General features: G+C 65.1%; 11 protein-coding genes. 6 read left to right on the forward strand and 5 right to left on the reverse strand.

Annotated features, from left to right (window positions below; genetic code table 11):
• The first annotated feature begins 147 nt into the window (after window positions 1-147).
• Both GN330_RS10215 and gltX read left to right on the forward strand, forming a co-directional pair.
• Entirely contained in the window at window positions 148-1,392 is a 1,245-nt protein-coding gene (locus tag GN330_RS10215) for an MFS transporter (RefSeq protein ID WP_156712557.1), read from the forward strand.
• Window positions 1,389-2,762 carry a glutamate--tRNA ligase gene (gene gltX, locus GN330_RS10220; protein ID WP_156712558.1) on the forward strand — a complete coding sequence of 458 codons (1,374 nt, stop codon included), beginning with the start codon at window positions 1,389-1,391 and terminating at the stop codon, window positions 2,760-2,762. The genes GN330_RS10215 and gltX overlap by 4 nt, the downstream gene beginning before the upstream one ends.
• Here gltX and GN330_RS10225 read toward each other — a convergent pair.
• The 4 genes from GN330_RS10225 to GN330_RS10240 all read right to left on the reverse strand — a co-directional run bounded on the left by GN330_RS10225 (window position 2,680) and on the right by GN330_RS10240 (window position 8,156).
• Window positions 2,680-3,897, reverse strand: coding sequence for a DUF2865 domain-containing protein (locus GN330_RS10225; RefSeq protein WP_197435110.1), 1,218 nt, complete (start codon window positions 3,895-3,897; stop codon window positions 2,680-2,682). The two genes, gltX and GN330_RS10225, sit on opposite strands and share 83 nt — an antisense overlap.
• Before the next feature lie 107 nt (window positions 3,898-4,004).
• Entirely contained in the window at window positions 4,005-6,308 is a 2,304-nt protein-coding gene (locus GN330_RS10230) for an NADP-dependent malic enzyme (RefSeq protein WP_156712560.1), read from the reverse strand.
• Between the two features lie 185 nt (window positions 6,309-6,493).
• The gene (locus tag GN330_RS10235) at window positions 6,494-7,336 is read right to left on the reverse strand and encodes a fumarylacetoacetate hydrolase family protein (protein WP_156712561.1); all 843 of its coding nucleotides are present in this window, start codon (window positions 7,334-7,336) and stop codon (window positions 6,494-6,496) included.
• A 40-nt stretch (window positions 7,337-7,376) separates the two neighbouring features.
• The gene (locus tag GN330_RS10240; RefSeq protein ID WP_156712562.1) at window positions 7,377-8,156 is read right to left on the reverse strand and encodes an SDR family oxidoreductase; all 780 of its coding nucleotides are present in this window, start codon (window positions 8,154-8,156) and stop codon (window positions 7,377-7,379) included.
• A gap of 150 nt (window positions 8,157-8,306) precedes the next feature.
• Here GN330_RS10240 and GN330_RS10245 point away from each other — a divergent pair, with 150 nt between their 5' ends.
• The gene (locus GN330_RS10245) at window positions 8,307-9,125 is read left to right on the forward strand and encodes a UDP-2,3-diacylglucosamine diphosphatase (RefSeq protein ID WP_156712563.1); all 819 of its coding nucleotides are present in this window, start codon (window positions 8,307-8,309) and stop codon (window positions 9,123-9,125) included.
• A gap of 66 nt (window positions 9,126-9,191) precedes the next feature.
• Here the strand turns inward: GN330_RS10245 and dgcA are convergent, their stop codons facing one another.
• A complete protein-coding gene (gene dgcA / locus GN330_RS10250; protein ID WP_156712564.1) occupies window positions 9,192-10,175 on the reverse strand; it encodes an N-acetyl-D-Glu racemase DgcA in 984 nt (327 codons plus the stop codon).
• Between the two features lie 86 nt (window positions 10,176-10,261).
• Between dgcA and GN330_RS10255 the strand changes: the two genes are divergently transcribed.
• The 3 genes from GN330_RS10255 to GN330_RS10265 are packed head-to-tail and all read left to right on the forward strand — an operon-like array spanning window position 10,262 to window position 13,840.
• Window positions 10,262-11,449, forward strand: coding sequence for an ABC transporter permease (locus GN330_RS10255; RefSeq protein WP_156712565.1), 1,188 nt, complete (start codon window positions 10,262-10,264; stop codon window positions 11,447-11,449).
• A 19-nt stretch (window positions 11,450-11,468) separates the two neighbouring features.
• Complete coding sequence (locus GN330_RS10260) at window positions 11,469-12,317, forward strand: ABC transporter ATP-binding protein (RefSeq protein WP_156712912.1); 849 nt, start codon at window positions 11,469-11,471, stop codon at window positions 12,315-12,317.
• Window positions 12,317-13,840 carry an MlaD family protein gene (locus GN330_RS10265; protein WP_156712566.1) on the forward strand — a complete coding sequence of 508 codons (1,524 nt, stop codon included), beginning with the start codon at window positions 12,317-12,319 and terminating at the stop codon, window positions 13,838-13,840. Before GN330_RS10260 ends, GN330_RS10265 begins: the two co-directional genes overlap by 1 nt.
• The last annotated feature ends 44 nt before the right edge of the window (window positions 13,841-13,884 follow it).

Consider the following 13,884-nt stretch of genomic DNA (forward strand, 5'->3'; position numbering starts at 1 on the left):
GTTCCGGATTTGCCTTGGTCCCAGTCCGGTTCGGCCTATCAATTCGCCCGTGCCGACCCTATAGACTTGGCGCGATCAGTCGAACCCAACCGGGCCGGCGCGTGAGCGTGCCGTCGCCCATTTCGTCACCCTTCGTCACCTGCGCCCATGATGTTTTTCACCTTCCTGCGCGACAATGCCCGCTGGCTCGCCGGCGGTTTTCTGCTGACCTTGTTCTCTTCGTTCGGCCAGACCTTCTTCATCTCGCTGTCGGCGGGCCAGATCCGCGCCGAATACGGGCTCAGCCATGGCGGCTTCGGCACGCTCTACATGGTCGCCACGCTCGCAAGCGCGTTGACGCTGCCCAAATTCGGCCAGATCGTCGACCGCTATTCCGCGCGGACGGTGGCGCTCATCATCATGCCCCTGCTCGCCGCGGCGGCGCTGCTGATGGCGGTGTCGAGCCACATCGTCGTGCTTGCCGTTTCGATCTATATGCTGCGCCTGTTCGGCCAGGGCATGATGACCCACAACGCATTCACCGCCATGGCGCGCTGGTTTTCGGCCCAGCGCGGCCGCGCGGTCTCGGTCGTCACCCTCGGCCACAATGTCGGCGAGGCGGTGTTTCCGCTGCTGTTCGTCTTGGTGGCAGGGCTGGTGGGCTGGCGCGGCTCGTGGGTCGTGGCGGCGCTGGCGTTGGCTCTCGTGGCGCTGCCGGCGGTCGGCGCGCTGATTGCCGTCGAGCGCGCGCCGCGCGCTAACGATCCGGTCGCCAGGAAGGTCGACGCGCCCGACTGGACGCGCGGCCAGGTTATCCGCGATCCGATGTTTTATCTGCTGTTGATGGGGGTGATGGCGCCGGGCTTCATCGGCACCACGATCTTTTTCCACCAGGTCTATCTGGTCGAGCTGCGCGGCTGGTCGATCGAGATTTTCGCCGTTTCCTTCACCTTCATGGCCGCGATGACGGTTACTTTCGCGCTGGTGTCGGGACAGTTGATCGACCGGTTTTCCGCGGTTGCCATCCTGCCGGGCTTCCTCGTTCCGCTGGGGGCCGCCTGCCTGGTGCTGGGTTCGTTCGACGGCCAGTGGAGCGCTTTTGCCTTCATGGGCCTGCTCGGTATTTCCTATGGCTTTTCCTCCACGCTTTTCGGCGCTTTGTGGCCGGAAGTCTACGGGCTCAAACATCTCGGCTCGATCCGCGCGCTGACGGTCGCCATCATGGTGTTTGCGACCGCGATGGGACCGGGCCTGACCGGATTCCTGATCGACCGGGGCGTTTCCTACCCGGCGCAGATCGTGGCGATGGGGCTCTATTGCTTCGTGACATCATTTTTGATGACCTATGTGGCGGCCAGGGTGCGGGTCCGCGCCTTGAAAGCGGCGGGCCTTTCGGCTACGCCGCGCGCATGACAGTCACAGTCCGTTTTGCGCCGTCGCCCACCGGCAACATCCATATCGGCAACGCGCGCACGGCGCTGTTCAACTGGTTGTTCGCGCGCAAGAACGGCGGCCGGTTCGTGCAGCGCTTCGACGATACCGACCAGGCGCGCTCGAAACAGGAATTCGCCGACCAGATCCTCTACGATCTGCATTGGCTGGGCATCTTTCCCGACAAGGTCGACCATCAGTCCCGGCGCTTCGAGCGCTACCAGGCCGCCGTCGAAAGACTGAAGGCCGCAGGGCTGCTCTACCCGTGTTACGAAACGCCCGACGAGCTTGAGCTGAAGCGCAAGATCCGGCTGTCGCGCAAACTGCCGCCGATCTACGGTCGCGAGGCGCTGGCGCTCGGCGACGAAGACCGAGCCGCGCTCGAGGCCGAGGGCCGCAAGCCGCATTGGCGCTTCCTGCTGCCCAATTACCAGCGCGACCCGTCCGAAACGCAGCGCACCGACATATCCTGGAACGACATCGTGCGCGGCGAGGAAACGGTCGATCTGGCCTCGCTGTCCGATCCGGTGTTGATACGGGCCGACGGCACCTATCTCTACACGCTGCCGTCGGTGGTCGACGATATCGAGATGGGGATCACCCATGTCATCCGCGGCGACGATCACGTCACCAATACCGGCGTGCAGATCGCGCTGTTCAAGGCGCTGGGCGCGGACGCACCCGCCTTCGGCCATCACAATTTGCTGACGGCGGCAAGCGGCGAGGGGCTTTCCAAGCGTAGCGGCGCGCTGTCGATCGCCAGCCTGCGCGAGGACGGCATCGAGCCGATGGCGATCGCTTCGCTCGCGGTTCTGACCGGTACGTCGGAAAACATCGAGCCGGTGCCGTCGATGGGCGACCTGGCGGAAAAGTTCGACCCCGCCGCCGCCTCGCGTTCGGCGGCCAAGTTCGATCCCGCCGACCTTGTCCATCTCAACCGGGCGCTGCTTCAGACGATGCCGTTTACCGCCGTGCGCGACCGGTTGGTCGCCTTCGGCGTCGGCGGCGAGCGGGCCGAGGCGTTCTGGCTGGCGGTGCGCGGCAATCTGGACCGGCTCAGCGACGCCGCGCGCTGGTGGGAGGTGGTGTCGAAGGACTATCGCCCCGATGTGCCTTTCGCCGAAGCCGACGCGGCCTTTCTTGCCGATGCGTTCGCACTCCTGCCCGACGAGCCGTGGAACGGCGAGACCTGGAAGGCCTGGACGAGCGCGGTCAAGGATAAGACCGGGCGCAAGGGCAAGGCCTTGTTTCGGCCCTTGCGGCTTGCCCTTACCGGGCTTGAGTCCGGGCCGGAGCTGTCAGATCTATTGCCGCTTCTGGGTCGGGAAGAAACACTGGCCCGACGACCCTGACCTTGCGGTCGTCATCGTCTTGGACGTCACCGGGAAGCGAGCCGGCCGGCTCGGGCGCCGGTTCGGCCGGTGTCAGCAATGACTTGATCATGTCCTCGTCGAGGCCGCCTGCCTGGTTTGCCAGCGTTTCAGGATCGGCCGCCGGATCGGGGCGCGACAGCGGCACCGGCAGTACCGGTTCGGCGGCCGCCGGCGCGTCCTTGTCGGGTTTTTCCGCCTCGCCGGCGATGACGGAAAAGCCACGCGCCGGGTTACAGCCGCAACTTGCCGGCCGCTCGTAGTCGGGGCGCCGGTAAAGGAACGCGGCGGGAAGCTCGGTATAGGGTGCACCGGCCAGAGAGACCATCTGGTCGGTCTCCTGGTCGGGAACGCGATGCAGGTAGAGCGCGACCTCCGTACCCGGGCACATCGCCTTACACGCCGCCTCGTCGCGGTCGAGAGCGCTTGCCGGGGTCGAAAACGACACCGGAAAATAATAGCCGTCGCATGTGCGCACGCACAATGTCCGGAAGCGGCCGGTTACGCCGGGCGCGATCTGGATCGGGCCGTCGCGATTGATGACGGCGCGCACCCGGTCGTCGTCGTCGAGGGGAGAGCGCCGGCGCGACTTGTCCTTGTCGGCGTCGACCGGACCGCCGAAAAGCTGCTCAAACAGCGGCCGGCCGCGCTGGTCCTCGCGCGCGCGCCGCGTCGCCACGGTCTGGTCGCGGCAGTCGTTCGCTGCGATCGAGGCCATCAGACGCCGCCGTTCGCGCCTCGTATCGCCGCCGCTGCGAGATAGACCGGCATGTTTGCGCTCCAGCGTGGCGAGGTTGTCGTGCATGCGCTTCAGCGTGTTGTCGAGCGATTGGCAGACATTGCCGGTGTCGCGGCGGAAAAAGCCGCCGGAACAGCCGGCGCGACGTTGCTGGCGCTCAGCCTTGGCGATCTGTCCCCTTTGGTCGCGGATCGCCTTTTCATAACGACGCGCTGCGGGCGAAGCGACAATGCGCGTCTGGCCGAGCGTGGCCAGGCGCGCCTCCAGGTCGCGGCAAAGACGCGAGGCGGCCTCGACGGAGCCAGGTGACAAAATACCGAAAGAGACGGCGACAAGCAGCACGGCACAACGTATCGGGCCGAGCCAGCCCCCTGTCATCGATGTTCGCGTAGTCGCCATGTCGGTCCCGGTCTCGCAGTCGCGGACCGATGCAACCTAGCCGAAACCGGTTAACCCGGTCTTTAGCATATGCGCGGTTGGCGGCTTCAGCCGTCGGCCGTCTGCGAGGCCTCGACCACAGAAAGCGCGGTCATGTTGACCACGCCGCGCGAGGTGACCGATGGTGTCAGAATATGGGCAGGGCGGGCCGCGCCAAGCAGGATCGGGCCGACATGCAGCGCATCAGTCAATTGCTTGATCGTGGTCAGCGCGATATTGGCGGCATCGAGGTCAGGGAAGACCAGCAGATTGGCTTCTCCCTTCAGCCTGGAATGCGGATAGACGCGTTGGCGCAGCATTTCCGAAAGCGCCGAATCGCCGTGCATCTCGCCATCGGCCTCCAACTCCGGCGCCAACGCCGCGATCAGGCTCGCCGCCTTGCGCATTTTCAGCGTGCTGGCCGTGTCGCGCGAGCCGAAATTCGACAGCGACAGCAAGGCCGCCTTGGGCTCAATGCCGAAGCGGCGGATTTCGGCCGCTGCGAGCACGGTCATCTCGGCGATTTCCTCCGCGCTCGGCTCGACGCTGACATAAGTGTCGGTGAAGAAGGTGACGCCGCGCTGCATGATCAGCATCGACAGGGCGGATAGGTCGCGTACGCCGGGCTTGTGGCCGACGATCAGGTCAACATTGCGCAGATGGCGCTCGAAACGGCCTTCCAGGCCGCAGATCATCGCATCCGCCTCACCGCGGATCAGCGCGAGGGCTGCGATCACCGTGGTGTTGGTACGCACCATGGTGCGCGCGGCCTCCTGGGTGATGCCGCGACGGCCGGCGACGCCGATCAGCATCTCGACATAGTCACGGTAGCGCGGATCGTCCTCGGGATTGACCAGATCGAAATCGGCGCCCGGTCGGATTCTGAGCCCGTGGCGCCGCAAACGGACCTCGATCACATGCGGGCGTCCGATCAGAATCGGTTCGGCGATGCCTTCCTCGACAACCACCTGGGCGGCGCGCAATACGCGCTCGTCCTCGCCGTCGGCATAGATGACACGTTTGGCCGTGGCCCGGCGCGCGGCCGAAAAGACCGGCTTCATGACCAGGCCGGAGCGGAACACGAAGCGGTTCAGCCGGTCGATATAGGCATCCAAATCGGCGATCGGCCGCGCGGCGACTCCGGTCTCGCAGGCCGCCTTGGCGACGGCGGGCGCGATCCTGAGGATCAGGCGTGGATCGAACGGCGAGGGGATCAGGAAATCCGGGCCGAAAGTCGGGGTTTCGCCCGAATAGGCGCGGGCGGCGACATCGGATGGCTCCTCGCGGGCGAGAGCGGCGATTGCCTGGACCGCCGCCATCTTCATATCCTCGTTGATCGCGGTCGCGCCGACATCGAGCGCGCCGCGGAAGATGTAAGGAAAGCACAGCACGTTGTTGACCTGGTTGGGAAAGTCCGAGCGCCCGGTGCAGATCATCGCGTCGGGCCGCGCCTCGCGCGCGACCTGGGGCATGATTTCCGGCACCGGATTGGCGAGCGCCAGGATCAGCGGCCGCTCGGCCATTTCCGCCAACAGCTCCGGCTTCAGAACGCCTGCAGCCGACAGGCCCAGAAAAACGTCGGCGCCGCCGATGACGTCGGCAAGCGCGCGTGCGTCGGTGTCCTTGAGATACGGCTCCTTCCACCGGTCCATTTCCTCCACGCGGCCTATATAGGCGACGCCGTGGCGGTCGGTGATCCAGATGTTGTCGGGTTTGGCGCCGAGCGAGACGAGCAGGTTGAGGCAGGCGATTGCGGCCGCGCCGGCGCCCGAGGTGACGATCTTGACGGCGGCGATGTCCTTTTCGGCCAGTTCGAGCGCGTTGAGCACCGCCGCCGCGACGATGATCGCCGTACCGTGCTGGTCGTCGTGGAAGACCGGGATCGCCATGCGTTTCTTCAGCCGTTCCTCGACCTCGAAACATTCCGGCGCCTTGATGTCTTCGAGATTGATGCCGCCGAAGGTGGGCTCGAGGGCGGCGATGGTTTCGACCATGCGTTCGATTTCGGGCGCGTCGATCTCGATGTCGAACACGTCGATACCGGCGAATTTCTTGAACAGCACCGCCTTGCCTTCCATCACCGGCTTGGACGCGAGCGGGCCGATATTGCCGAGGCCGAGAACGGCCGTGCCGTTTGAGACGACGCCGACCAGATTGGCGCGTGCGGTGTAGTCGGCCGCGCTGGCAGGATCGTCGTGGATGGCCAGGCACGGCACCGCCACGCCCGGCGAATAGGCCAGCGCCAGGTCGCGCTGGTTGCCGAGCGGCTTGGTCGCCTGGATCTCGAGTTTCCCGGGCGAGGGGTAACGGTGGAAGAACAGCGCCGCCTCGTCGAACTCGCTGCGCTCGGTCTTGTCCTGCTTCTTCGTCATGTCGCGATGTCCAATGCCTGAACGGCCAAATTAGCACGCCGCATCCCGTCATGGGGAGCGGTCGGCTTGAAGCTGTTTCGCAGCCGGCGGCGCTAGCGGCCGGATGCGGTTCCGGTGTCCGAGCCCGTCCGTTCGATTCGCACTTGGGGCCTTAGCGCGCGCGGGTCGTGGGGGCAGGCCGCGGGTCAGCGCGCCACGACCGTCTGGCGCTGTTCGCCGAGGCCGGCGATGCCCAGATGCATGGTGTCGCCGTCGCGGAGGAATACCGGCGGCTTGAAGCCGAGGCCGACGCCGGGCGGCGTGCCGGTGGTGATGACGTCGCCCGGTTCCAGCACCATGAACTGCGACAGGTAGGAGACGATTTCGGCCACCGAAAAGATCATCGTCGCCGTGTTGCCGGTCTGGCGTCTTTGGCCGTTGACGTCGAGAAACATGTCGAGAGCCTGCGGATCGGCGATCTCGTCGGCCGTCACCAGAAACGGGCCGAGCGGCCCGAAGGTCGGCGCGCTCTTGCCCTTGATCCACTGACCGCCGCGCTCGGCCTGATAGGCGCGTTCCGACACGTCGTTGCATACGGCATAACCGAAGACGTGCGACAGGGCGTCGTTCTTGCCGACATAGTCGCAGCGCTTGCCGATCACCACCGCAAGCTCGACCTCCCAATCGAGTTTTTGCGCCCCGCGCGGGATCAGCACGTCGTCATTGGGCCCCGACACGGAACTCGGCGCCTTGGAAAACACGATCGGCTCCTTGGGGATCGGCGCGCCGGTCTCAGCGGCATGATCGGCATAGTTGAGGCCGATCGCGATGAAATGGCCGATACGGCATAGCGGCGCGCCGATGCGTGCGCCGGCCGGCGCGGCCGGGCGCGAGGACAGGTCGGCGCCGGCGAGTTTTTCGTAAAGCGCCGGCGAGACCGATTCAGGTCCGTAATCGGGGACGATGCCGGACATGTCGCGGATCGTACCGTCGGCCTCGACCAGGCCTGGCCGTTCGTTCCCCATTTCACCAAAGCGAACCAGTTTCAAAGGCTTGTTCCTCGTTCTTTGAGAGTGGATTCAACGGCGTTCAAAAGGCGCTCGGATAAAGCCCGCCGTCGAGGATCAGGTTCTGACCAGTGATATAGCCGGCATGCGCCGAACACAAAAACGCGCACGCCTTGCCGAATTCCTCCGCCGTGCCGAGGCGGCCTGCGGGAATGTCGGCGGCGACCTTTTTTGCCTGCTCCTCCACGCTGACGCCGGCCTTTTCGGCGGCAAACACCAACGTGCTGCGGATGCGGTCGGTGTCGAATTTGCCGGGCAGGATATTGTTGATGGTGACGTTGCTGCCGGCGACCGTGCGGGCGATGCCGGCGAGAAAGGCGGTCAGTCCGGCGCGCGCGCCCGACGACAGGTCGAGCCCGGGAATCGGCTGGTAGACCGACAGCGAGGTGATGTTGACGATGCGTCCGAATCCGCGTTCGGCCATGCCGTCGATGACGGAGCGGATCAGTTCGATCGGCGTCACCATGTTCTGCGTCACGCCGTCAAGCAGCGCCTCGCGGTCGAGCTGGCGAAAATCGCGCAAGGGCGGGCCGCCATTGTTGTTGACGAGAATGTCCGGCGCCGGACAGGCGGCCAGCAGCGCCTCCTGGACCTCAGCCTTCGACACGTCGCCGGCGACTTCCGTCACCGTAACCCCGTAGCGTGTGCGCAGGCCGGCCGCAGTCTCAGCGAGCGTGTCGGCGTCGCGGCCGTTGATCACCAACGCACAGCCGGCTTCGGCCAGGGCGCTGGCGCAACCAAGGCCGAGACCCCGGCTCGACGCGCACATGATCGCCGACTTGCCCCGAATTCCCAGATCCATTTTCGTTTCCTCCCGCTTGTCGGCCGCACACTAGTGTCAGAAGGCTCTTGAGAAAACTCCCCCAAAAGCCGCAGCGGCCATGCAGGCGTCGTCACATGGCTGTGACATGAATCGTGTTTTGGAAGGCCGGCAACAAGAGGTGGGCGCTTCATGGCCGGTGAACGGATCCGCACCTTCCGGACGCTTTTCGTCTCGGACATCCATCTGGGCTCGAAACCGGCCAAGGCCGAGCTGCTGATCGACTTTCTGCGCCATCACGATGCCGCAACGATCTATTTGGTCGGCGACATCGTCGACGGCTGGCGCCTGCGGCGCTCGTGGCACTGGCCCCAGGCCCATAACGACGTGGTGCAAAAATTGCTGCGCAAGGCGCGCAAGGGCACGAAGATCGTCTATATCGCCGGCAATCACGACGAATTCCTGCGCGCCTTTCAAGGCGTGCATTTCGGCGGGATCGTGGTCGCCGACCGTGCGATCCACGAGGCGGCCGACGGGCGGCGGTTTCTCGTCATTCATGGCGACCAGTTCGACGCGGTCGTCCACAATGCGCGCTGGCTCGCCTATCTGGGCGATAAGGCCTACGATATCGCCATTGTCGTCAATCGCGGGGTCGGGGTCTTCCGGCGGCTGTTCGGTATGCCCTACTGGTCGTTTTCGTCCTGGGCCAAGATACGCGTGAAACAGGCGGTCAACTTCATCGGCGCCTTCCAGGAGGTGGTGACCCAGGAAGCGCGCCGCTCGGGCGTGGAGGGGGTGGTGTGCGGGCATATCCACCACGCGACCATCACAAGGATGGGCGACATCGACTACATCAACACCGGCGACTGGGTGGAAAGCTGCACGGCGGTGGGCGAGAACGAGGACGGCTCGTTCGAGATCATCACCTGGACGCAAGCGCGCGGCGCCGAACGCGACAGGTCCGATACGATCGTGCCGTTCAAGGGCAAGAAGACCGCCGAAGCCGCCTGACGCCGATCAATCAGCAACCCTCGTCGGCAAAAGCGCCGGGCGCGGTCGCCGCGGTCGGCCGGACGCTTACCCCCACAAAGCCGGTTCCGGCGGCGACACCAGCGAGCCGGAATAGCGCAGGCCGGGCGAGCGGTCGCGGGCCAAAAGCAGCGGTCCGTCGAGATCGACATAATCGGCGTCCTGGGCAAGCAGCACCGCCGGTGCCATCGCCAGCGAGCTTCCCACCATGCAGCCCACCATGACACCGAAACCACGCTTGCGCGCCTGATCGCGCAGGTCGAGCGCGGCGGTCAGGCCGCCGGTCTTGTCGAGCTTGATGTTGACGGCATCGTAGAGACCGGCAAGCGCGTCCAGGCTGTCGGCAGTGTGGACGCTTTCGTCGGCGCAGATCGGCACGGGATGGGGAATGTCGCGCAGGATCTCGTCCTGGCCGGCCGGCAGCGGCTGCTCTACCAGGGCGACATGGAACTGCGCGGCGGCGAGCAGGTGGTCGCGGATATTGTCTTTCGTCCAGCCCTCGTTGGCGTCGAGTATGATGCGGCTGTTGGGCGCTACGCTGGCGACGGCATGGATGCGTGCATAATCATCGTCGGTGCCAACCTTGACCTTCAGAAGCGGCCGGTGGGAGGCTTGGCGCGCCTGGGCGGCCATGTCTTCGGGTGAGCCGAGCGAGATCGTGTAGGCGGTCACCACCGGCCGCGGCAGGATGCGGCATACGGCGTGGTGGGCGCGCTGGCTCGCCATTTTCGCCTCCAGATCCCACAGGGCGCAGTCGACCGCGTTGCGCGCCGCACCGGCCGGAAGCGCCGATTGCAGATCCTTTCGGGTCAGGCCGTTCTCGATGTCGGCCGCGATCCCTTCAAGCACCGCGCTCACGCTTTGCTGACTTTCATCATAGCGCGGGTAGGGCACGCATTCGCCGCGGCCGACATAGCCGGCCTCGCCGATCGAACAGGTGACGACCTCGGCTTCGGTCTTGGTGCCGCGCGAGATGGTGAAGCCGCCGGCGATCGGGAACCGTTCGATGTCGACGCGAAATGAACGGGCCATGGCAGCGGTGCTCCTGTTTCGGCGGGCCGAACTTGTTGGCAGATCGGCATGGCTTCAATCGAGGCCATGGTCTAAGAATCGCGGTCATGTTGACCAAAGAGCGCAACGATGCAAGTGCCGCCGGGCGCCGGGAGACCGGCGCGGTTCCGGTTATCGACACGCAGGCGGGCGAGGGCGTGCTGCGCGTCGCCCTGGCCGGCCCGTGGACGACGCACACGGTCGGCCACGTCGATGCCGAGATGCGCCGTCTGGCGGCACGCCAAGGCGTCGCCGGCCTCCAGATCGACCTGTCGGATGTTTCCAGGCTCGATACCGCGGGAGCCTGGGTGATCAAGCGGCTCGCCGCAGCGCAGGAACAGTCCGGCGCCCGGGTCGAGATTGGAGGAGAAGGCGAGACGGATGGCGTGCTCCTGGCGGCGGTCGACGATGCGATTCGCCAACAGGTTCCTCACGATGCCGACAGCGGACGCTGGGGCATCGTGCCGGCGCTCGAGGCGATCGGTCGCCTGGTCTATGCTTTTCGCGACGAGTTCCTGCTCGGTATGCATATTCTCGGCGCCACCATCTCGGGCGCGCAGATGAAGCGAGGCCGCGGCCACGGCGTCAATCCGGCCGCGATCGTGCATCAGATCGACAGGATGGGGGTCGGCGCGATCCCGGTCATCTTGTTGATGTCGGCGATCGTGGGCGCCATCGTCGCCCAGCAGGGGGCCTTCCAGCTTCGCTATTTTGGCGCCGAGATTTTTGTCGTCGATCTGGTCGGCATTCTGGTTCTGCGCGAGATGGGTGTGCTGTTGACCGCGATCATGATCGCGGGGCGGTCGGGCAGCGCGATCACAGCCGAAATCGGCTCGATGAAGATGCGCGAGGAAATCGACGCGTTGACGGTCATCGGTCTCAACCCCGTCGGCGTGCTGGTGTTTCCCCGCCTGGTCGCGTTGTTAATCGCCCTGCCATGCCTGACCATCGCCGCTGATTTCGCCGCCGTCGGCGGGGCGATGGCCGTAAGCTGGTATTATTCGGGCATCGCGCCCAGCGCCTTCATCGACCGCATGCGCGACGCGATCGACCTGTCGACGATTTTCGCCGGCCTCATAAAAGCGCCTTTCATGGCTCTTATCATTGGCGTGATCGCTTCGGTGGAGGGCATCAAGGTTGGCGGCAGCGCGGAATCGCTCGGCAGCCACGTCACCGCCGCCGTCGTGAAGGCGATCTTTGTCGTGATTGTCGTCGATGGCATTTTCGCCATCTTCTACGCCGCGATCGGATTTTGACGCCATGGCCGGGATAGAGATGGAACAGGCGCCGCAAGGCCGGACCAACGAGGCCGTCAATGCCGCGACGGACCGCGAAATCGTTTTGTCGGCGCGCGATATCACCGTCGCCTTCGGCGAGCAGGTCGTGCTCGACGATCTGTCGCTCGATGTCTATCGCGGCGAGATTCTGGGATTCGTCGGCGCGTCCGGTTCCGGCAAGTCGGTCCTGTTGCGCACGATCCTGGGTCTCAACCGGAAGCAGTCGGGCACGATCACGCTGTTCGACGTCGACCTCGACAGAGCGAGCGAGGCGGAGCGTCTGCGCCTGGACATGCGGCTTGGCATGTTGTTCCAGCATGGCGCACTGTTTTCGGCTTTGACGGTGTTGGAAAACATCCAGGTGCCGATGCGTGAATATCTCGATCTGCCCAAGGAACTGATGAACGAACTGGCTCGTTTGAAGATCGAGCTTGTCGGCTTGCCGGCGACGGCGGCGAACAAATTTCCGTCGCAATTATCCGGCGGCATGATCAAACGCGCCGCGCTGGCGCGCGCCCTGGCGCTGGACCCCGATATCGTCTTTCTCGACGAGCCGACCTCCGGCCTTGATCCGATCGGCGCGGCGGAGTTCGACGAACTGGTTGCCAAGCTGCGCGATACGATGGGTTTGACCGTCTACATGGTCACGCACGACCTTGACAGCCTGTTTTCGGTCTGCGACCGCGTGGCGGTGCTGGGTAACCGCAAGGTGCTGGTGGAAGGTACGATCAGCAAGATGCTGACCGTCGAGGACCCGTGGGTGAAGTCTTATTTCCGCGGCAAGCGGGCTCGCCAGATCGACCCGGCAACCCGTAGCAACGGCCAAACCGCAGGAATGATGCGCTGATGGAAACCAGAGCCAATTATGTCGCCGTCGGCATCTTCACCTTGCTGCTCGTGTTGGCCGGATTCGGGCTGGTCTACTGGAAGTCGGGTTTCGGGGAGGGCGGCGAAACCGCGCAATTGCGCATCCGTATTCCCGGCTCCGCGTCGGGGCTCGGCCGGGGCAGCGCGGTACTGTTCAACGGCGTCAAGGTGGGCGACGTGCGCCGGGTCTTCATCGACGTGAAGAACCCCGATGTCGTGGTCGCCGACACCCAGATCGACCGTCTGACGCCGGTCACCCGTTCCACGCGCGCCGATATCGGGCTGGCGGGCCTGACCGGCCAGGCCAATATCGAGCTCAAGGGAGGCGATCTGTCCGAACCCAACCTGCTCGAGCAGGCAGACGCTGAGGATCGCATCGCCGAATTGACGGCCAATCCCTCGGCCGTGACCAATCTCTTGCAGACCGCGCAGGATATTTTCACCCGCACCAACTCGGTGCTCGACGCACTTGAGGGCTTCGTGACGGAAGTGCGCGCGCCGCTGACCGAAACGATCGGCAACGCCAAGACTTTTTCGGAAGCCCTGTCGCGCAACGCGGACGGCGTCGACGGCTTCCTGGCCAGCGTGTCGGAGCTGTCGCAGACGATCGACAAGGTCTCGGGCCGGCTGGATTCCACGCTCGCCTCGGCCGAGGAACTGCTCGACGCGGTCGACCGCGACAAGGTTGGAACCATCGTTACCAATGTCGAAACCTTCACCAAGCGGCTGGATACGGCGAGCGCCGGCCTCGACGGCATCATGAAGAACGTCGACGCCAGCGCGCGCTCGGTGCGCGAATTGTCGGAAAACGCCGGCAAGTCGCTGGCCAGGGTCGACGGTATTCTGGAAGACGTGAAGGGCGGGGTCGATACGGCGGTCGCCTCGATCGACCGGATTGCCAATAGTGCCACGTCGGGCATCGACAGCGCGGTCGCCTCGATCGGCAAGGTCGGCGACGGAGCTTCCGAAACGCTGGCCAAAGTCGACAAGGTGCTTGACGGCGTCGATCCCGAACAGGTCCGCTCGGCGCTGGCCAATATCGAGGGCGCAAGCGTTGATGCGCGCAAGGCGGCAGCCGACGTTTCCGCGCTCGCCGATCGCTTCAGCCAGCGCGGCGACGACGTTGACCAGATCATCGTCAATGCGCGCGAAATCTCCGAACGGCTCAATCAGGCCTCCACGCGTGTCGACGGCGTGCTGGCCAAGGTCGATTCGCTGCTCGGTTCGGAAAACACCGAAGGCGTGATCGCCGAAGCCGGTCAGACGGTGAAGGAATTCCGCAAGGTCGCCGAGACGCTGAACGCGCGTATCGGCACCATTACCGACGGCCTGGCGCGCTTCTCCGGCCAGGGGCTGCGCGATGTCGAGGCGCTGATCCGCGACAGCCGGCGCTCCATCAACCGCATCGAGCAGGCGATCACCGCGCTGGAACGCAATCCTCAACGCATTCTGACCGGGGGAGAAGGCGGCGTGCGCCAGTATGACGGGCGCGTGCGCCGTTGACATCCGCCTCGCACCGCCTCAAGAACAGAGACGAGAGGGCGAGG

This window comes from Nitratireductor arenosus, assembly GCF_009742725.1.
Taxonomy (GTDB): domain Bacteria; phylum Pseudomonadota; class Alphaproteobacteria; order Rhizobiales; family Rhizobiaceae; genus Mangrovimarina; species Mangrovimarina arenosa.

Excerpts from the sequence above, each read along its gene's own strand:
- GN330_RS10260 (WP_156712912.1), top strand. The coding sequence starts at position 11,469 with ATGGAACAGGCGCCGCAAGGCCGGACCAACGAGGCCGTCAATGCCGCG.
- GN330_RS10240 (WP_156712562.1), bottom strand. The coding sequence starts at position 8,156 with ATGGATCTGGGAATTCGGGGCAAGTCGGCGATCATGTGCGCGTCGAGC.
- GN330_RS10215 (WP_156712557.1), top strand. The coding sequence starts at position 148 with ATGATGTTTTTCACCTTCCTGCGCGACAATGCCCGCTGGCTCGCCGGC.
- gltX (WP_156712558.1), top strand. The coding sequence starts at position 1,389 with ATGACAGTCACAGTCCGTTTTGCGCCGTCGCCCACCGGCAACATCCAT.
- GN330_RS10230 (WP_156712560.1), bottom strand. The coding sequence starts at position 6,308 with ATGACGAAGAAGCAGGACAAGACCGAGCGCAGCGAGTTCGACGAGGCG.
- GN330_RS10245 (WP_156712563.1), top strand. The coding sequence starts at position 8,307 with ATGGCCGGTGAACGGATCCGCACCTTCCGGACGCTTTTCGTCTCGGAC.
- GN330_RS10225 (WP_197435110.1), bottom strand. The coding sequence starts at position 3,897 with ATGACAGGGGGCTGGCTCGGCCCGATACGTTGTGCCGTGCTGCTTGTC.
- GN330_RS10255 (WP_156712565.1), top strand. The coding sequence starts at position 10,262 with ATGTTGACCAAAGAGCGCAACGATGCAAGTGCCGCCGGGCGCCGGGAG.
- dgcA (WP_156712564.1), bottom strand. The coding sequence starts at position 10,175 with ATGGCCCGTTCATTTCGCGTCGACATCGAACGGTTCCCGATCGCCGGC.
- GN330_RS10265 (WP_156712566.1), top strand. The coding sequence starts at position 12,317 with ATGGAAACCAGAGCCAATTATGTCGCCGTCGGCATCTTCACCTTGCTG.